The 17,894-nt window shown below is 74.9% G+C and carries 16 protein-coding genes; 5 read left to right on the forward strand and 11 right to left on the reverse strand.

What is annotated here, in order from left to right; all coding sequences use genetic code 11:
* Positions 1-14: 14 nt before the first annotated feature.
* The 6 genes from JQN70_RS09430 to JQN70_RS09455 form a co-directional block, all read right to left on the reverse strand.
* On the reverse strand, positions 15-761 hold the full coding sequence (locus JQN70_RS09430; protein WP_204131081.1) for an esterase family protein: 747 nt from the start codon (positions 759-761) through the stop codon (positions 15-17).
* Between the two features lie 22 nt (positions 762-783).
* Positions 784-1,836, reverse strand: coding sequence for an alpha/beta hydrolase-fold protein (locus JQN70_RS09435; RefSeq protein WP_204131082.1), 1,053 nt, complete (start codon positions 1,834-1,836; stop codon positions 784-786).
* A gap of 2 nt (positions 1,837-1,838) precedes the next feature.
* Positions 1,839-2,834 (reverse strand): co-chaperone YbbN, encoded by a 996-nt coding sequence (locus JQN70_RS09440; RefSeq protein ID WP_204131083.1) that lies wholly within the window; start codon positions 2,832-2,834, stop codon positions 1,839-1,841.
* A 43-nt stretch (positions 2,835-2,877) separates the two neighbouring features.
* Positions 2,878-3,882, reverse strand: coding sequence for a DUF8094 domain-containing protein (locus JQN70_RS09445; RefSeq protein WP_204131084.1), 1,005 nt, complete (start codon positions 3,880-3,882; stop codon positions 2,878-2,880).
* Positions 3,879-4,571, reverse strand: coding sequence for a hypothetical protein (locus JQN70_RS09450; protein WP_204131085.1), 693 nt, complete (start codon positions 4,569-4,571; stop codon positions 3,879-3,881). The genes JQN70_RS09445 and JQN70_RS09450 overlap by 4 nt, the downstream gene beginning before the upstream one ends.
* A gap of 105 nt (positions 4,572-4,676) precedes the next feature.
* Complete coding sequence (locus tag JQN70_RS09455; RefSeq protein ID WP_204131086.1) at positions 4,677-5,192, reverse strand: MarR family winged helix-turn-helix transcriptional regulator; 516 nt, start codon at positions 5,190-5,192, stop codon at positions 4,677-4,679.
* 72 nt (positions 5,193-5,264) lie between these two features.
* On the opposite strand from JQN70_RS09455, the gene JQN70_RS09460 reads away from it, so the two are divergent.
* Together JQN70_RS09460 and JQN70_RS09465 are read left to right on the forward strand one after the other, a co-directional pair.
* Positions 5,265-6,020 (forward strand): HAD family hydrolase, encoded by a 756-nt coding sequence (locus JQN70_RS09460; protein ID WP_307835897.1) that lies wholly within the window; start codon positions 5,265-5,267, stop codon positions 6,018-6,020.
* Positions 6,017-8,557, forward strand: a complete 2,541-nt coding sequence (locus JQN70_RS09465) for a glycoside hydrolase family 65 protein (protein ID WP_204131087.1) — start codon at positions 6,017-6,019, stop codon at positions 8,555-8,557. Before JQN70_RS09460 ends, JQN70_RS09465 begins: the two co-directional genes overlap by 4 nt.
* Here JQN70_RS09465 and meaB read toward each other — a convergent pair.
* Both meaB and JQN70_RS09475 read right to left on the reverse strand, forming a co-directional pair.
* Positions 8,538-9,524, reverse strand: a complete 987-nt coding sequence (meaB, locus tag JQN70_RS09470; protein WP_204131209.1) for a methylmalonyl Co-A mutase-associated GTPase MeaB — start codon at positions 9,522-9,524, stop codon at positions 8,538-8,540. The two genes, JQN70_RS09465 and meaB, sit on opposite strands and share 20 nt — an antisense overlap.
* 5 nt (positions 9,525-9,529) lie before the next feature.
* Positions 9,530-10,729 (reverse strand): acetyl-CoA C-acetyltransferase, encoded by a 1,200-nt coding sequence (locus tag JQN70_RS09475; protein ID WP_204131088.1) that lies wholly within the window; start codon positions 10,727-10,729, stop codon positions 9,530-9,532.
* Positions 10,730-10,866: 137 nt separating this feature from the next.
* Between JQN70_RS09475 and mce the strand changes: the two genes are divergently transcribed.
* Positions 10,867-11,304 carry a methylmalonyl-CoA epimerase gene (gene mce, locus JQN70_RS09480; protein ID WP_204131089.1) on the forward strand — a complete coding sequence of 146 codons (438 nt, stop codon included), beginning with the start codon at positions 10,867-10,869 and terminating at the stop codon, positions 11,302-11,304.
* Positions 11,305-11,503: 199 nt separating this feature from the next.
* Here mce and JQN70_RS09485 read toward each other — a convergent pair whose 3' ends face one another.
* Positions 11,504-13,501 (reverse strand): hypothetical protein, encoded by a 1,998-nt coding sequence (locus tag JQN70_RS09485; RefSeq protein ID WP_204131090.1) that lies wholly within the window; start codon positions 13,499-13,501, stop codon positions 11,504-11,506.
* Entirely contained in the window at positions 13,498-14,802 is a 1,305-nt protein-coding gene (locus tag JQN70_RS09490; RefSeq protein WP_204131091.1) for a glycoside hydrolase family 15 protein, read from the reverse strand. The genes JQN70_RS09485 and JQN70_RS09490 overlap by 4 nt, the downstream gene beginning before the upstream one ends.
* A 152-nt stretch (positions 14,803-14,954) precedes the next feature.
* Here JQN70_RS09490 and ccrA point away from each other — a divergent pair, with 152 nt between their 5' ends.
* Together ccrA and JQN70_RS09500 are read left to right on the forward strand one after the other, a co-directional pair.
* A complete protein-coding gene (gene ccrA, locus JQN70_RS09495; protein WP_204131092.1) occupies positions 14,955-16,295 on the forward strand; it encodes a crotonyl-CoA carboxylase/reductase in 1,341 nt (446 codons plus the stop codon).
* Between the two features lie 60 nt (positions 16,296-16,355).
* A complete protein-coding gene (locus tag JQN70_RS09500; RefSeq protein ID WP_307835899.1) occupies positions 16,356-17,582 on the forward strand; it encodes an AI-2E family transporter in 1,227 nt (408 codons plus the stop codon).
* 18 nt (positions 17,583-17,600) lie between these two features.
* On the opposite strand, the gene JQN70_RS09505 is transcribed toward JQN70_RS09500, so the two are convergent.
* On the reverse strand, positions 17,601-17,879 hold the full coding sequence (locus JQN70_RS09505; RefSeq protein WP_204131093.1) for an Rv1322 family protein: 279 nt from the start codon (positions 17,877-17,879) through the stop codon (positions 17,601-17,603).
* Between the last annotated feature and the right edge of the window lie 15 nt (positions 17,880-17,894).

The following is a 17,894-nucleotide window of genomic DNA, read 5'->3' on the forward strand; positions in this document are numbered from 1 at the left end:
GGGTGTCCTTTCCGTCAGACGAAGCGCGGGAGGTGGTGGGCGAGCTGGCGCTGCCACCACGGCCAGTCGTGGGCGCTGTCGTGGCCCCAGACGTCGAGCTCGTGGCGGATCCCCTTGCGGGAGAGGACGTCCGCGAACTCTCGGGTGGCGGGCAGGGAGCGGGTGGGCGAGACCTCGAACGGCCCCTCCCCCACGACGAGGAGGATGGACACGCGCGAGCGGAGCCAGTCGAGGTGCTCGCCGTCGGCGTTCGCGACGTAGGCGCTGGGGTTGGCGAAGTACGTGTCATCGCCGAGGTCGCCCCAGCCGTTCCACGTCGTCGGGTCGTAGTTGCCCGACAGCCCGATCGCGAGGGGCACGACGTCGGCGCGGGTCAGCGCGAGGTGCACGGCGTGGTACGCGCCGAGCGACGGCCCGACGGCGACCACCTCGGTGGACCCGTCGGTCTCCTCCTGCACCCACGGCAGGACGGCCTCGGACAGCCAGGCGGTGTACGCGCCGGCGCGTCGGGCCCGCTCCTCGGTGGGCAGCGAGGAGTCCGACCAGCTCCAGCCGTCGAGGGAGTCGACGCAGAAGAGGCTCATCCGGCCGGCCTCGACGAGCGGCGCGACCGCGTCGAGCATCCCGTTGCCCTCGGCGTCACGCGCCGATCCGGCCTCGGACGGGAAGAGCAGCACCGGACGCCCCCAGTGCCCGTACCGCACGACCTCGAGGTCGGCGTCGTGCCCCGGGACCCCGAGCCGGACGCTGCGCTGCTGCATGCCACCCGACCCTAGCGGCGGGTCAGCGTGCGTCGCCCCCCGAGGACCACACGGTCCGCAGGACGTCGGTGAGCGTGGGGTCGAGGGCGTCTCGCCACGCGGTGTAGTTGTGCAGGTCGGCGACCTCGCGGTAGCGCACGTCGTGGCCGGCGCGGGTCAGGGCCGAGGCCATGTCGCGGTTGTTCGCCGCGTTCTCCTCCAGTGCGCCGCAGGTCATCCCGACGACGAGGGGGTGCTCTGCGTGCCGCATGTCGAGGACCGCCTGGACCGAGCGCGAGATGCGGCCGAACCACGGGAAGCCGCTCTCGGAGTCGTCGTGGCGGACCTGGAAGAACGACCCGGACTGGGCGACGACGCCCCCGACCCGCGGGGCCGCGAGCAGCCCGAGGAGCAGCGCGGTGAGCCCGCCGAGGCTCGCGCCGAGGACGACGACGGGGCGCTCGAGCGCGAACCGCTCGCCGAGCCGCTCCAGCCCGGCGTCCGCGACGGTGCGCAGGTACTGCGGCGACCCCGAGTACCAGGCGTCGCGCAGGACCGGATGGGTCAGCGCGACCCGGTGCGGCGGCAGCAGGCCGGCCGCGACGTGCGCGCCGGAGAACCGGGTGATGGCGGCCAGCCGGTCGTACTCGGGGCCGTCGTGGACCAGCAGCAGCGGGGCGGGCTCGTCGGGCGCGAGGTCGGCCGGAGCCCAGACGTCCACCGGCACCTCGTCGGCCGTCTCCCCGGCCAGCGCCATCGAGGTGGTCGTGCCCTCGACGGCCGGCGCCTCGAGCCACCGCGGCGCCTCGTACCCCGGGAGCTCGAGGACCGAGCGGTCCCCGAAGGCCGTGGGCACGGTGCAGGGGTTGTCCGGGTCGAGGACGAGCTCGTCGCCGTCGGCCCGCTCGAGGGAGAAGCGGTACTCGACCCGGTCGAGGGCGGGCACGGGCAGGTCGAGGGCCCATCCGCCGTCGTCGGCGGCGAACGCGCGGGGCCCGGCGACCGCCCGGTCGCAGTCGAGCGACACGGCGGTCACGGAGGGGTCCGCGGCCGCGTACCGGAACCGGACGCGGCCCTCGACGAGCTCGGGGGGCACCGTCAGAAGAGGGCGCTCATGAGGGCGGTGCGGCCCTTGCGGACCCGCTCGTCCTGGGCGCCGACGACGGCGAACAGCTCGAGGAGGTGGGTGCGCGCGCGGTCGCGCTCGTCGCCGGCGCTGGTGCGCACGAGGTCGAGCAGGCGGGTGAAGGCGTCCTCGACGTGCCCGCCGAGCACGTCGAGGTCCGCGACGACGACGGCCGCCTCGACGTCGGAGGGGTCGGCGGCCGCCGCGGCCCGCGCGGCGGCGAGGTCGACGCCCGCCGTGCGCTCCATGAGGTGCACCTGGGCGAGACCGAGCCGGGCGTCCTCGTCCTTGTCGTTCGCCGCGAGCGCCTCCTCATAGGCCGCGGCCGCGGCGGTGAGGTCGCCGCGCTCGATCGCGTCGTAGGCGGCCTGGTGCAGCGGGGGCAGCTCGTCGTCGTCCTCGTCGGCGCCGGGGAGCGGCCCGAGGTCGACCCGCCCGGTGATGCCGTTCTGGACCGCCGCCTGGAGCAGCTGGTCGACCGCCTCGGCCACCTGCGCGTCGTCGGCGACGCCCGGGAAGAGCGGCACCGGCTGGCCCTGGAGCAGCCCGAAGGTCGCCGGGACGGTCGGCTGCCCGAAGGCCTGGACGAGGAGGGGCTGGAAGGCCTGGAGCAGCTCGGGGTGCCCGGTGAGGTCGGCGGTGAGGACGAGGACGCGCCCCTCCTGCCGGGCCGCGACCCGCGCGACGGTGTCGACCAGCTGGCGGGTCTGCGGGTGCCCGGAGGACCAGAGGACGAGCAGCCCCGCGACCTGCACCGTGCGGGTGAGCGCCTGCTGGAGGTTCGCCGGGGTGACCTCGACGACGAGCCCGTCCGGCACCGCCGGGGCCTCCCCCGCCGGGGCGGCCGCGTCCGGCGGGGCGGTCGGGGACGCGGCGCCCGCGGTGGCGGCGCCCGGCGTCGTCATCGCCGTGACGGCGGAGAGGTCGACGGCACCACGGGTGCCGGCGGGGTCGGGTGTCTGCGTCATGCCCGGATTCTCCCGCAACCCGGTCCTGGGGTGGAGCCGGGGGTCAGGAGCCCTTGCCCGCGACGAGCAGCTCGGTGGCCCCGATCGCCGTCACGTCACCCTCGGTGGGCACGACGAGCACGACCGGCTCGACGCTCGTGAGGGTCACCGACTTCGTGACCTTGGACTTGCCGACGAGGCTCGCGTAGCGCTTCGGGAGCACGAGCTCCTTGGCGCCGGCGCGGACGGCGACGGTGTCGGCACGGCGCATCGTCCCGAAGGCGACCACCCCGCCGTCGGCGAGCCGGAAGGCCGTCGCGTGCTCGAGGACCGGGCTGTGCTTCTGCGTGAAGGTCGCGAGCTTGCCGAGGGCCTTGGCCTGCACGGCCGCGGACTGGGTGAGGGCCTCGCCGAACGGGTCGTCGACCGAGACCCCCGCCGGCGCCTTCTTCGGCGCCGGCCGGGCCAGGCCCGCCGCGTAGCCGGCGAACGCCTTCTCGGCGCTCATCGGCAGCCCCTCGCCGTCGCCCACCCCGACGAGCGGGGCACCGTCCTCCTGCGCCCCGAGGCCGGGCAGCTCCGCGCCGGCCAGCATCGGCACCGAGGAGGTGATGCGGAACGGCTTCTCGGGCGACTCGGAGACCATGACGTGGAGGTACCGGGTGCTGCTCGCCTCGTCGAGGGTCGTCGCGAGGATGGCGCGCGGCCACTCCCGGCCGCGGGACTGGGCGAGCACGGTCGGCGGCTGGTCCTTGGCGAGCTGGGCGTCCTCGGCGCCGGCAGCACCCCGCTCGGCAGCGGCGTCGGCGTAGGCCAGGGCGTCGCCGGCGAGCACCTGGGCGCGGGCCTCGTGACCCGGCTTGCCCTTCGTCGCCGCGGCGGCCCGGGCGCCCGACAGCAGGCGGGCGGAGACGGCGGTGGCGCCGTCGACGTCGAGCGGCGCTGCGACCGACTGCTCGGTGGGGGCGGGACGCAGGCCGACGAGCGCGTCGGTGGCGCCGCAGGCGGCGGTGCCCAGGGCGAGGGCCAGGGCGGCCCCGGTGGTGGCGAGTCGGCGGGTGCGGATCATCGGGCGACCTCCTGGTCGTCGCGGGTCGGTCGGTCGTCCGGCTCCTCCGGGGTGGCGGGGCCCGCCGCGGCCTCGGGCGCCTCGGCGGCGGGGTGGTGACCCCGGCGCGGCCAGAGCACGACGACGCCGGCAACGAGGAGGAAGAGCCCGACGAGGGCCGCGACGACCGACTCGACGAACCACGTCTTGTCGACGACGCGGAGGGTGAGCGAGGAGATCTCGCCCCCCTCGGCCGAGACGACGAGCGACTCCGGTGCGTCGGACTGCTCGACGGTCAGCGAGACCGGACCGTCGGCGTCGTCCTGCTGGCGCCAGAGGTCGGCGGTGCCGAGGGTCGGGGCGGTGCCCGTCCCGCGGTTCGCCGTCTCGAGGGCCCAGTCGCGGACCGAGACGCCGGTGACCTCGACGTGCTGGGCGTCACCGACGACCGCACGGGCGTCCGAGGGGTTGGCCAGGGCCATCCAGATGCTGCCGCCGCGCGACGGGGTCGCCGTGACGACGACGTCGGCGTCGACGCGGTTGAGGACGTCGGGGGTGATGACGACCGGCCGGCCCGCGGCGGGGCGGGTCGTGAACTCGGCCGTCCCCGAGCCCCCGAGGCTGGTCGCGAACCACACGCCGAGCACGGTGAGGGCCAGCCCGAGGAGGGCCAGCACGGCACCGGCGGCGCGCGTGACGGTGGTGAGCATGAGGTGAGGTGTCCTTCGGTCCGGGGACCCCCGGAGGCGGAGTCCGGGGGCGAGACGTACCCTCCACGATGACAAACGCCCGGCCGCCGCGACAAATCCCGGCGCTCAGGGCGTGAAGTCGCGAGCCCCCACGCGTACCTCCCGCAACAGGGAGAACAGCGCGTCGTGCTGCTCGGGCCCGAGCATCCCCAGCCCGAAGTCCGCGGCCTCGAGGTCGGCCGTCACCGCCTCCATCGCCGCGCGGCCCGCGTCGGTGACGACCGCGAAGGCCCCGCGCCGGTCCTGCGGGTTGGGGACGCGCTCGACGAAGCCCTGGGCGACGAGCCGCTGGACGATGTTCGTCGCGCTCGTCGGGTGGACCATGAGCCGCTCGCCGATGCGCGACATCGAGAGCCGTCCCTCGCGGCTGAAGGCGAGCAGCACGAGGCACTCGTAGCGCGCGAAGGTCAGGCCGTGCCGGCCGGCGATGGTGTCGAACCGCGCGAGGAGGAGCTGCTGGACGCGCATGACGGAGGTCGCGGTGGCCATCGCGTCGGCGCGCGAGCCCTCGCCCCACCGCCGCACCCACAGCTCGCGAGCCCGCTCGATCGGGTCGAAGGGGAGTCGGACCGGCTCGCTCACGCCCTGCACGCTAGCCGCTTTCCCGCGTGGCTGATTGGGTGTCTCGGCCCGGTTGTCCCTAGCGTGGGTCGGGTGAACGGCTCGAGAACTGTGGCCTGGAGCGAGCGCTCCGCCGTGCTCTTCGACCTCGACGGGGTCCTGACCCCGACCGCCGAGGTGCACATGGCGGCGTGGGCCGAGATGTTCGGCGCCTACCTCGCCGGCGTCGACACCGGCCGGCCGGGGTTCGAGGGCGCCGACACCTCGCCCTACACCGACGCCGACTACTTCGCGCACGTCGACGGCAAGCCCCGCTACGAGGGCGTCGCCGACCTCCTCGCCGCCCGCGGCATCACCCTGCCGGCCGGCTCGCCCGAGGACCCGCCGGACGCCGAGACCGTCTGCGGGCTCGGCAACCGCAAGAACGACGCGTTCACCACCGTCCTCGAGCGCGACGGCGTCCGGCCCTACCCCGGCTCGGTCGCCCTGCTCGACCACCTGCGCGACCTCGGCGTGCCCCTCGCCGTCGTGTCCTCCTCCGCGAACGCCCCCGCGGTGCTCGCCGCCGCCGGCCTCACCGACCGGTTCGTCACCGTCGTCAACGGCCGGGTCGCCGCGGCCCTCGGCCTGCCCGGCAAGCCGGCCCCCGACACCTTCCTCCACGCGGCGACCGCGTGCGGTGCCGCGCCGGCCGAGGCGGTCGTCGTCGAGGACGCGGTCTCGGGGGTCCGGGCCGGCGCCGCCGGGGCCTTCGGACTCGTCGTCGGGGTCGACCGCGGGGCCGGCGAGGACGCCCTGCGCGCTGCCGGCGCCGACCTCGTCGTCGCCGACCTCGGGGATCTCGCGTGAGGACCACCACCGCCGGGCCCGACCCCCTCGACCGCACGCGCTTCCCCGCCGACCCCTGGCGGCTCGTCGAGACCTCTCCGTGCCTCGACGACCTCGGGGTCACCGAGACCCTCTTCGCCGTCGCCAACGGCTACATCGGCCTGCGCGCCAACCCCGAGGAGGGGCGCGAGGTCCACGAGCACGGCAGCTTCGTCAACGGCTTCCACGAGACCTGGCCCATCCGCCACGCCGAGGCCGCCTACGGGTTCGCGCGCACCGGCCAGACCATCGTCGACGTCCCGGACGCCAAGCTCATGAAGGTCTACGTCGACGACGAGCCGCTCGTCGTCGGCCAGGCCGACCTCGAGTCCTACGAGCGCAGCCTCGACCTGCGTGACGGCCTCCTGCGCCGCTCCCTGGTGTGGCGCACGCCGTCCGGCAAGCGGGTCCGCGTCGACTCGACCCGGATGGTCTCGATGCACGAGCGCCACCTCGCCGTGCTCACCCTCGAGGTGACGATGCTCACCGGCGACGCGCCGGTCGTCGTCTCCTCCCAGCTGCTCAACCGGCAGGACGGCGAGGACGAGTACCACGAGGCGCACCCCAAGGTCTCGATGGTCGACCCGCGCAAGGCCGGCGCCTTCGAGGGCCGGGTGCTCCTCCCCCGCCTCCACGCGGCCGACGAGCGGCGGCTCGCGCTCGGGTACCGGTGCGCGAACTCGGGGATGACGGTCGCCGTCACCGCCGACCACCGGCTCGACATCGAGGACCCGCTCGAGGTCGTGGTCCGCAGCGACGACGACCTCGCCAAGGCCGTCTTCCGGGTCGAGGCCGCCGAGGGGCACACGCTGCGCATCGAGAAGCTCGTGGCCTACCACACCTCCCGCAGCCTGCCGGTGCGAGAGCTCGCCGACCGCTGCGAGCGCACCCTCGACCGCGCGGGCCGCCACCCCGTCGCCGAGCACCACGCGCGCCAGCGCGCGTGGTTCGACCGGTTCTGGGAGGCCAGCGACGTCGAGGTCGCCACCGGCGACGAGCACGCCGACGCCGTGCAGCAGGCGGTGCGCCACAACCTCTTCTCGCTCGCCCAGGCCAGCGCCCGGGCCGACCGGCAGGGCGTCCCCGCGAAGGGCGTCACCGGGTCGGGGTACGAGGGTCACTACTTCTGGGACAGCGAGGTCTACGTCGCACCGTTCCTCACCTACACCCAGCCCTCGGTCGCCCGGAACCTCCTGCTCTTCCGCAGCCAGATGCTGCCCGCCGCCCGCGACCGGGCGCGCGAGATGTCCCAGCGCGGTGCCCTCTTCCCGTGGCGGACGATCAACGGCGAGGAGGCGTCGGCCTACTACGCGGCCGGCACCGCGCAGGTGCACATCGACGCCGACGTCGCGCACGCCCTCGCGCAGTACCTCGCGGCCACCGACGACGTCGACTTCCTCGTCCGGCACGGGCTCGCGATGCTCGTCGAGACCGCGCGGATGTACGCCGACCTCGGGTTCTGGCGCAGCAACGGCACCCCGAGCTTCCACATCCACGGTGTCACCGGCCCGGACGAGTACACGACGGTCGTCAACAACAACCTCTTCACGAACGTCATGGCCCGGCTCAACCTGGAGCAGGCGGTCGCGGCCGTCGAACGGGTGCGCGCCGAGCGGCCCGAGGAGTGGGAGCGGCTCGCGCGCGGCCTCGAGGTCGAGGACGACGAGGTCGTCGAGTGGGCCCGCTGCGCCGCGGGGATGCACATCCCGTTCGACGAGGGTCTCGGCATCCACCCGCAGGACGACTTCTTCCTCGACCGCGAGGTGTGGGACCTCAGCCGCACACCGGAGTCGGTGCGCCCGCTGCTCCTGCACTACCACCCGCTCGTCATCTACCGCTTCCAGGTGCTCAAGCAGGCCGACGTCGTCCTCGCGCTCTACCTCCAGGGCCACCGGTTCACCGCCGAGCAGAAGCGCGCCGACTTCGAGTACTACGACCCCATCACCACCGGCGACTCCACCCTCTCCGCCGTCGTGCAGTCCGTCGTCGCGGCCGAGGTGGGCCACCACGAGGTGGCGCTGCGCTACTTCCACGAGGCGCTCTACGTCGACCTCGCGAACCGCCACGACAACACCGTCGACGGCCTGCACGTCGCGTCGGCCGGTGGGGTGTGGGCGGCGCTCGTCGGCGGCTTCGGCGGGATGCGCGACCACGGCGGCGCGCTGCGCTTCGACCCGCGGCTGCCCCAGGGCTGGGAGTCCCTCACCTTCCGCCTGACGTGGCGCGGCACGCGCATCCGGTTGCGGCTCACCGCTGCCGAGCTGGCCATCGAGGTCGAGGAGGGCGACGCGCCCGTGCCCGTCGAGGTGCGGGGCGAGGCGTACTCGGTCGGTCCGGACGCCCCGGTGACGGTGGCCCTCGCCGACCAGGGGCCGCGGCTCACCGGCCGGATCGGGCGTCGCCCGCAGACCGGTGGCACCCGCGCCGACGGCAGCCGCATCACCTCCGGTGTGCCCGACCCCATCCCGTTCGACGAGATCGACGCCCTCGAGGCGCCGGTCACCGACCCGACGAGCTGAGCCCCTCCGCCCCGACGGCCTCGACGAGCCGGTCGGCGGCGGCCCACGGGTCGGTGCGGCCGTCGACGACCTCGCCCGCCAGGGCCTCGAGCCGGTCGGCCCCGGCGACGCGGCCGACCCGCGCCCGGACCGCCTCCAGCGCGAGGGCCTCGACCTCACCGGCCGCCCGCCGCACCCGGCGGGCGCGCAGGCCGTCCTCGCCCAGCCACGCCCGGTGCGCGTCGAGGGCGTCGACGAGCTCGCCGACCCCCTCCCCCGAGGTCGCGACCGTCCGTACGACCGGAGGGGTCCAGCCGTCGGCGTCTCGCTCGGCCATCGCCACCATGTGTCGCAGGTCGCGGCCGGTGCGTGACGCACCCTCGCGGTCGGCCTTGTTGACGGCGAGCACGTCGGCGACCTCGAGGATGCCGGCCTTGCCGGCCTGGATGCCGTCGCCCATCCCGGGCGCGACGAGCACGACGGTGGTGTCGGCCGTGCCCGCCACCTCGACCTCGCTCTGCCCGACGCCGACGGTCTCGAGGAGGACGACGTCGCACCCGGCGGCGTCGAGGACCCGGAGGGCCTGCGGCGCCGCCCACGACAACCCGCCCAGGTGCCCCCGCGAGGCCATCGAGCGGATGAACACGTCGGGGTCCGCGGCGTGGTCGGACATCCGGATGCGGTCGCCGAGCAGGGCGCCGCCGGAGAACGGAGAGGACGGGTCGACGGCGAGCACCCCGACCCGGTCGCCGCGGGCCCGCAGGGCCGTGACGAGGGCGTTGGTCGTCGTCGACTTGCCGACACCGGGGGCGCCGGTGAGGCCGACGACGTGCGCCCGCCCGGTGTCCGGCGCGAGCGCCGCCATCACCTCGCGCAGGGCCGGGTGGGCGTCCTCGACGAGGGAGATGAGCCGGGCGACGGCGCGCGGGTTCCCCTCCCGCGCCGCGGAGACGAGGGAGGGGACGTCGACGTCGCGGGCCGTGGCCAGCGGGGTCAGCCCTGCGCCGGGACCTTGACGACGAGGGCGTCGCCCTGGCCGCCACCGCCGCAGAGGGCGGCCGCGCCGACCCCGCCGCCACGGCGCTTCAGCTCGAGCGCGAGGTGGAGGGCGATGCGGGCGCCGGACATGCCGATCGGGTGGCCGAGGGCGATGGCGCCGCCGTTGACGTTGACCTTGTCCTCGTCGAGGCCGAGCTCCTTGGCCGAGGCGAGACCGACGGCGGCGAAGGCCTCGTTGATCTCGACGAGGTCGAGGTCGGTGGGCGAGATGCCCTCTCGCTCACAGGCCTTCGCGATGGCGCGGGCCGGCTGGCTCTGCAGCGTGGAGTCGGGACCGGCGACGACGCCGTGCGCGCCGATCTCGGCGAGCCACTCGAGCCCGAGCTCCTCGGCCTTCGACTTCTTCATGACGACGACCGCGCACGCGCCGTCGGAGATCTGCGAGGCCGAGCCGGCGGTGATGGTGCCGTCCTTGCTGAACGCCGGGCGGAGGCGGCCGAGCGACTCGGTGGTCGTGTCGGCGCGGATGCCCTCGTCGGTGCGGAACTCGAGGGGGTCGCCCTTGCGCTGCGGGATGGAGACGGTGAGGACCTCGTCGTCGAAGAGGCCGTCCTTCCAGGCGCGGGCCGCGAGCTGGTGGCTGCGGGCCGAGAAGGCGTCCTGCTCCTCGCGGGTGAAGGCGAGGTCACCGGTGTTGGCCGTCTCGGTGAGCAGGCCCATCGCCTGGTCGGTGAAGGCGTCCCAGAGACCGTCGGCGGCCATGTGGTCGTGCATCGTCACGTCGCCGTACTTGAAGCCGTCGCGGCTCTTCTCGAGCAGGTGCGGGGCGTTGGTCATCGACTCCTGGCCGCCGGCGACGACGACCTCGAACTCGCCGGCACGGATCAGCTGGTCGGCGAGCGCGATGGCGTCGATACCGGAGAGGCAGACCTTGTTGATCGTCAGCGCCGGCACGGACATCGGGATGCCGCCCTTGGTGGCCGCCTGCCGAGCCGGGATCTGGCCCTCGCCCGCGGTGAGCACCTGGCCCATGATCACGTAGTCGACGGCGTCGGGGCCGACCCCGGACTTCTCGAGGGCGCCCTTGATGGCGAGGCCGCCGAGGTCGGAGCCGCTGAAGCCCTTGAGCGAGCCGCTCATCCGCCCCATCGGGGTGCGGGCGCCGGCGACGATGACGGTCGGGTCGGTGGACATGCGGAGGCCTCCGGGTCTGGGACGTGGGGGATCCAGACGATGCTAGACCGCGGGCCCCGACCCTGCCGACCCCACCGGACGGTGACGCTCACCACCGTGCCCGGCGCCCGGCGCCGGCCCGCTCCTACGCTGGGCCCATGACCGCCAGCGACCTCTTCACCGCCATCGACCACGTCGGCGTCGCCGTGCCCGACCTCGACGACGCCATCGCGTTCTACGAGTCCGCGTACGGCATGCGGCTGCTCCACGAGGAGCGCAACGAGGAGCAGGGCGTGCGCGAGGCGATGATGGGCGTCGGCGACTCCGGGTCGTGCATCCAGCTGCTCGCGCCGCTGTCGCCGGAGTCGACGATCGCGAAGTTCCTCGACCGCAGCGGCCAGGGCATCCAGCAGCTCGCCTACCGGGTCGAGGACCTCGACGCCGTGTGCGCCACCCTCCGCGAGCGGGGCCTGCGGCTGCTCTACGACGTCCCGAAGCGCGGCACGAGCGGCAGCCGGGTCAACTTCATCCACCCCAAGGACGCACGCGGCATCCTCGTCGAGCTCGTCGAGCCGGCCGCCGGGAACGACCACTGAACCGCCCCGCACTCCACCGGACCGGCCGCCGGGCGCCTCGCCTGCTCCACCACCCGGTCGTCGTCTGGGGCGGCCCGCTGCGGGACCACCGACTCCTCGCGAGGGAGGCCCGATCGCCGTTGGTCGCCGTGACCTTCCGTTCCGCCGCGATCCGTCGGGCCGTCGCCGGCTCCACCGGCACGGCGTGACGGTCCGTTCCCTACTCCCGACGGGCTTGGCGGTCCGGGGACCCGGGACCGGCGGCGACGAGCAGCGGCACGAGGAGCAGCGCCGCGAAGGCGGGGATGACCAGTCCCGAGTCGTTGACGAGGAAGCCGGCCAGGGCGAGCACCGCGCTCCCCCGCAGCACCCGGCCGCCGACGGCGTCGGGCCGGCGGCCCAGCCGCCACGCGAGGACCGCGAGGACGGCCGCCCCCACGGCGATGGCCAGCAGCGGCGGTGACCCGAGGTTCGTGAGGTTCTGGGCGAGCTTGCGGCCGAGCACGTCGTCGGCGCCGCCGTCGAGGACGGTCTGGACGAACTCGCCGAGGTGGGTGCGGGCCGCGGCCGGCCGGAGCCAGTCGAGGACCGCGACGCCGACGGTGACGAGCGCCACCGCCCCGACGGCCACGACGACCCGGGTGACCGTGAGCCGCAGCCCGGCCGCCGAGGCGAGGACAACGAGTCCGCCGAGGAGCAGGCCGGGTGGTCCGCCGAAGTCCGCGCCGTACGAGGGGTGCCCCTCGAGCACGGCGGCCACGACGAGCACGAGCGCGGCGAGGAGGACCGCCCATCGCCGCCCGGGCCGACGCCACGCGGCGAGCAGTGCCGCCACCGCGAGGACCGAGACCCCGTAGAGGGCGTAGCTCGTGTTGCCGACACCGTAGAACCGGCCGCCGACCGTGGGGTTCTGGCCGAACACCGAGGCCAGCTGGAGCCCCGACCCGGTGAGGACGTCGCCGCCGAGGACGAGCAGCGTGAGGACGGCCACGACGGCGAGGGCACCGTGCCGCCACCGGCGTCCGGCGACGAGGGCGGCCGCGGTCGTGAGCAGCACCACCGCCACGAGCACGCCGACGAAGGCCGCCGCCGGCACGCCGGCGTGCCACCAGGGGACGAGGTTGGAGACGAAGGTCGCGGTGGGCACCGACGCCACGCCCACCCCGGCCGCCGCGAGCGCGGTGGGCACCCGGACCCTGGGCCGGCGCCACCAGGCGACCCCGACGGCGACGCACCACAGCGCGAAGGCGACGGCGAGCCATCCGGTGACCTGCGGGCTCACCGACCGCAGGGTGGCCGACCGCGCCTCGAAGCCGACCCGGTCGGCCACCCGCTCGGCGACCGGCGCGGAGTCCGCCTCGACGACGACCGGTCGCCCGGTGAGCCCGGCGTCGTCGGCGCCCGCCCAGGCGAGGAGGGAGGCGGTGAGGTCCTGGAGCTGGACGAGGCCGGGCTGGCGGGTCGAGGGCGAGGTGAGCACACCCTCGGCGCCGGACACGACGACCGCCCGGGGCCGGACGCTCGAGTCACCGTCCCCCACACCGGCGACCACGACCCGGGCCCCGCTCCCGGCGGCCCGGACGACCTCGGCCACGAGGTCGTCGAGGGCGCCGAGGGCCGCGGTGCGCCCCGGGCCCTCCACCGGCAGGGAGCCGCCTTCGACGAGGACGACCGGGCACGTGAAGGTGGCGGGGACGCTCGGCGCGTACTGCTCGACCCGCCCGCCGGAGTCGGCGGCACCGACGGCCGCCCCGGCACCGACGGCCTCGACGCACTCCCCGGCCGCGGCCAGCCGCGTGCCGAGCGTGCCGGGGACCGCGCCGTAGGACGCCGCCCGGGACGCCGCGACGTAGCGCGACCAGTCGGTGACCGTGCCGTCGGTCACCGGACCGGCCGGCGCACAGGCCCGGTCGTCGCCGGCGCGCCGTCCCGCCGAGAGCGTGAGCCAGCCGTCGACCCCGCAGGAGCGCGAGCGCACCCCGCGCACGGTCATCGACGCCACGGCCCCCTCGGCGGCGAGCCGCTCGATGGTCGGCGTCGTCGTGGCGTCGACGTCGGACCACGCCAGCCCGGGCGCCCCGACGAGGACGACCCGCCCGACGGGATCATCGGCACCGGCCGCCGGAGCGCCGAGGAGCCCGCCGAGCCCGACCACCGCCAGCACGGCGACGACGCCCGGGAGCCACCGGGCCGACAACCGGTGCGCCGATCCGGTCATGCCCGGACCAGCTCGTGGCGCGCGATGACGACGAGCGCCGCCGTCCAGGCGAGCGGGGCGACCGCCGCCGGCCGGCCGTCGTGGAGGACCTTCTCGGGGAAGGACCCCGCGTCGGTGCGGTGCCGGCCGAGCCACCCGAGCAGGTGCTCGGCCTTGGTGCGGAAGCCGGTGGCGGCCCAGGCGGCGGCGAACAGCGCGGTCTCGGGGGTCCAGCTGATCCCGTCGTCCTTCCAGCCCGCGCCGGGCGCCAGCCCCCCGGCCGGGCGGGCGAGCGCGGTCTCGGCCCGGTCGACGGCCTGGAGCACCTCGAGCGAGGCGTCCGGCGCACCGATCGGCGCGACGAGGAAGGTGACGGCGGCGTCGGGCACGTTCCCGCCGAGCAGCCGGGGGTAGCCGAGCGGGCCGAAGTGCTCGCGGACCTGTTCGGCGAGCTGCGCGGCCGCGGCGGTCGTCCGGTCGCGCAGGGCCATCTCCCCGACGGCGAACAGGGCGTCGCCGGCGGCGTACAGCCCGGCGAGGACCGCCGCGGCGGTGCCGAGGGTCAGCCGGTCCTCGACGAGCTCCCAGTAGTCGGAGGAGGGCGGCGGCAGCCCGGTGCCGGGGTCGCGGGAGGCGAGGAGGCGGCGGGCACTGCGCACGAGCATCGGCCGCAGCGGGGCGAGGAGGGCGGCGGCGCGGTCCGGCGCGTGCAGGACCACCTGCGCGGCGGCCCAGAGCACCCACCCGGACCCGTCGAGCTGCGGGACGCGCTCGTCGGGCGCGCGGCCGGTGTGGATCTCGTAGCGGGCCTCGAACCACCCGTCGGGGCGCTGGACGCCGGCGAGGAAGGCGAGCTGGGCCACCGCCGCCTCCGGACGTCCCAGACGGGCCAGCGCGGCAGCGACGAACGCGACGTCGCGCGGCCACGCGTAGCGCCACCGCGGGCTCCAGCCGGCGACGGCCACGGGGAGGTCGGCCGTCAGGGCGCGCAGGTCGAGCAGGGCCGAGCGCAGAAGACCGTCGTCGCGCACCCGGAGCGCCCAGGGGGCGCAGCCCTCGAGCCACTCCTGCTCGTCCTCGACGAGTCTCGAGCGGTACGGGCCGGCCTGCAGCACACGGGTGTCCGGGACGAGGGCCTCGGCGCGTCCGGCCGGGACGAGCTGGCGCACCCCCGGTGCCGAGAACGCGACCGTCTCGCTGTAGAGCGGCACCTCGGTGTGCTTCGCCCGGTCGAGCGCCGCGACCCCCACGGCGCCGCCGGCCGCCACGACGCCCCCACCGGCCAGCAGCAGGCCGCGGCGGCTGACGGTGGCGGGACTCACCCCGGAACGGTATCCCGGTCGCCCGTCCGCCGTCCCGACCCGTCGTGAGCAGGGTCACCCGTGACTGCCGTCTCAGGCAGTACCGACGGGTAGGAGCGGCCGCTAGGTTCGCGTCCAGTTGTCCCCGAGCACCACCGAAGGAGCACGACCCCATGGAGCAGATCCGCGAGGCCATCCTCTCCGGTGACCGCAGTCCCGAGACCTACGCCGGCCTGGCCGTCCCCGAGTCCTACCGGGGCGCGACCGTCCACAAGGACGAGGTCGACATGTTCGGCGACCTGCCGACCAAGGAGAAGGATCCCCGCCGGTCCCTCCACGTCGACGAGGTGCCCGTCCCCGAGCTCGCGCCGGGCGAGGCGCTCGTCGCCGTCATGGCCAGCGCCATCAACTACAACACCGTGTGGACCTCGATCTTCGAGCCGGTCTCGACGTTCGGCTTCCTCGAGCGCTACGCCCGCACCTCGGAGTTCGCGAAGCGCCACGACCTGCCGTACCACGTCGTCGGGTCCGACCTCGCGGGCGTCGTCCTGCGCACCGGCCCGGGCGTCACGAAGTGGAAGCCCGGCACCGAGGTCGTCGCGCACTGCCTGAGCGTCGAGCTCGAGGACGCCGAGGGCCACGACGACACGATGATGGACCCGCAGCAGCGGATCTGGGGCTTCGAGACCAACTTCGGCGGGCTCGCCGAGCTGGCGATCGTCAAGGCGAACCAGCTGATGCCCAAGCCCGCGCACCTGTCCTGGGAGGAGGCCGCCTCCCCCGGGCTCGTCAACTCCACGGCGTACCGCCAGCTCATCAGCAAGAACGGCGCCCACATGAAGCTCGGCGACCGCGTCCTCATCTGGGGCGCGAGCGGCGGTCTCGGCTCCTACGCCACCCAGATGGCCCTCGCCGGCGGTGCGACCCCCATCTGCGTCGTCTCCTCCCCCGAGAAGGCCGAGATCTGCCGGGCCATGGGCGCCGAGCTGATCATCGACCGCTCCGCCGAGGGCTACCGGTTCTGGAACGAGGAGAACACCGAGCAGAACCCCAAGGAGTGGCAGCGCCTCGGCAAGCGAATCCGCGAGCTGACCGGCGGCCACGACGTCGACATCGTCTTCGAGCACCCCGGGCGCGAGACCTTCGGTGCGAGCGTCTACGTCGCGCGCAAGGGCGGGACGATCATCACCTGCGCCTCGACCTCGGGCTACCTCCACGAGTACGACAACCGCTACCTGTGGATGAACCTCAAGAAGATCCTCTCCTCGCACTTCGCGAACTACCGCGAGGCGTGGGAGGCCAACGACCTCGTCGACCGCGGCATCGTCCACCCGACCCTGTCGAAGACCTACCGGCTCGAGGACGTGGGGCAGGCGGCGCTCGACGTCCACCGCAACGCCCACCAGGGCAAGGTCGGCGTCCTCACCCTCGCCCCCGAGGCCGGCCTCGGCGTCACCGACCCGGAGAAGCGCGCGCGCTTCGAGACCGAGATCAACCGGTTCCGCGACGCCTGAGCCGCACCGCCCGTCCCACGGTCCTCCGGCCCCCACCCGCCACTAGGGTGAGGGCCGGAGGTGCGTGTGCGACTGACGACGGTCTGGGGCCCGGTGTCCCGGTGGGGTGAGTACCGCCGGCGGCAGCGGCGCACGCTCGAGCAGAGCGGGCACATCGACCACGCGAGCCTCCCTGACGACCCGCCCCCGGCCGCCGCCCTCGACCCCGAGACCGCCGCGATGCTGCGCTACGGCAGCGCCGGCCAGCCGCTGAACCGCCACTCCCCGTTCTACATCGGCTTCTTCGGGGCCACCGGCGCCCTGCTCGCCGTCGGGCTGTGGCGCACGCTCGGGGCGCTCGCGACTACCATCACGATCCTCCTCGTCGCGTTCTTCCTCGCCCTGGCGCTCGACCCCCTCGTCGAACGGCTCTGCGCCCGACGGTTCCCCCGGCCGCTCGCCGTCGGGCTCGTCTTCGCGATGCTCCTGCTCGTCCTGTCGGCCATCGCCTCGCTCGTGCTGCCCACGGTCGTGGTCCAGGGGTCGGCCCTGGCCGCCCGCAGCCCCGAGTACGTCTCCGACGTCCTCGACGCGCGCTGGGTCCGCGACCTCGACCGGCACTACGACGTCCTCGACCGGATGCGCACCGAGCTCGTCCAGAAGCTCACTGACCAGAGCTTCGTCGAGGGCCTGCTCGGCGGGCTGCTCGGCGCCGGGCGCGCGGTGCTCTCCGGCACCTTCCAGGTGGTCACGGTCCTCGTCCTCACCCTCTACCTGCTCGTCTCGCTGCCGCGCGTGAAGTCAGCCTCGTACGCCCTCGTCCCGCGCAGCCGCCGGGCCCGGGTGTCGATGCTCTCGGAGGAGATCATGCGGCGGGTCGGCCTCTACGCCGCCGGGCAGGTCGCCATCGCGACGCTCAACGCGCTGCTGTCGTACGTCATGATGCGCATCGTCGGCGTGCCCTACGCCGCGGTGCTCGCCGTCACGGTGGGGCTGCTCGGGCTCATCCCGATGATCGGCGCCACGCTCGGTGCCGCGATCGTCACCCTCGTCGCGTTCTTCGACGAGCCGCGCTCGGCGATCGTCGTCATCGTCTACTACGTCGTCTACCAGCAGGTCGAGAACTACGTCATCGCCCCGCGGGTCATGCAGCAGACGGTGTCGGTCCCGGGGACGGTCACCGTCGTCGCCGCCCTCGCCGGGGGCGCGTTGCTCGGCGTGCTCGGGGCGCTGCTCGCCATCCCCGTCGCCGCCGGGCTGCTCCTCATCTACGAGGAGGTCCTCGTGCCGCGCCAGCAGGACGCCTGAGGGGTCGGGGCCCGGACGTCAGGGCCGGGCGGCGCCGCGCGCGGTCCAGCAGCGGGTGTGCCAGTGCCGGCGCTCCTCGACGCCGCCGACCCCCGACGCCGGCCAGGCCACGACGTGCGGGGTCCCGACGGGGATGCCGTGGTGGCATCCCGGGCAGCGGTACTCGCGGCTCGAGGTGGCGCCGGAGAGCCGGCGCACGTGCCACGGGCGGCCGCGCCACTGCTCGGTGACGACCTCGGTCGAGCCCGCGAGCGGGCGGGCGTCGAGGTCGCGGCGGCGGCGGTTGGCGCGGGGCACGCCTCCAGTGTCCCC

Source organism: Phycicoccus sonneratiae (genome assembly GCF_016887965.1).
Classification (GTDB): Bacteria; Actinomycetota; Actinomycetes; order Actinomycetales; family Dermatophilaceae; genus Phycicoccus; species Phycicoccus sonneratiae.

Excerpts from the sequence above, each read along its gene's own strand:
- JQN70_RS09430 (WP_204131081.1), bottom strand. The coding sequence starts at position 761 with ATGCAGCAGCGCAGCGTCCGGCTCGGGGTCCCGGGGCACGACGCCGAC.
- JQN70_RS09440 (WP_204131083.1), bottom strand. The coding sequence starts at position 2,834 with ATGACGCAGACACCCGACCCCGCCGGCACCCGTGGTGCCGTCGACCTC.
- JQN70_RS09445 (WP_204131084.1), bottom strand. The coding sequence starts at position 3,882 with ATGATCCGCACCCGCCGACTCGCCACCACCGGGGCCGCCCTGGCCCTC.
- JQN70_RS09450 (WP_204131085.1), bottom strand. The coding sequence starts at position 4,571 with ATGCTCACCACCGTCACGCGCGCCGCCGGTGCCGTGCTGGCCCTCCTC.
- JQN70_RS09475 (WP_204131088.1), bottom strand. The coding sequence starts at position 10,729 with ATGTCCACCGACCCGACCGTCATCGTCGCCGGCGCCCGCACCCCGATG.
- mce (WP_204131089.1), top strand. The coding sequence starts at position 10,867 with ATGACCGCCAGCGACCTCTTCACCGCCATCGACCACGTCGGCGTCGCC.
- JQN70_RS09485 (WP_204131090.1), bottom strand. The coding sequence starts at position 13,501 with ATGACCGGATCGGCGCACCGGTTGTCGGCCCGGTGGCTCCCGGGCGTC.
- ccrA (WP_204131092.1), top strand. The coding sequence starts at position 14,955 with ATGGAGCAGATCCGCGAGGCCATCCTCTCCGGTGACCGCAGTCCCGAG.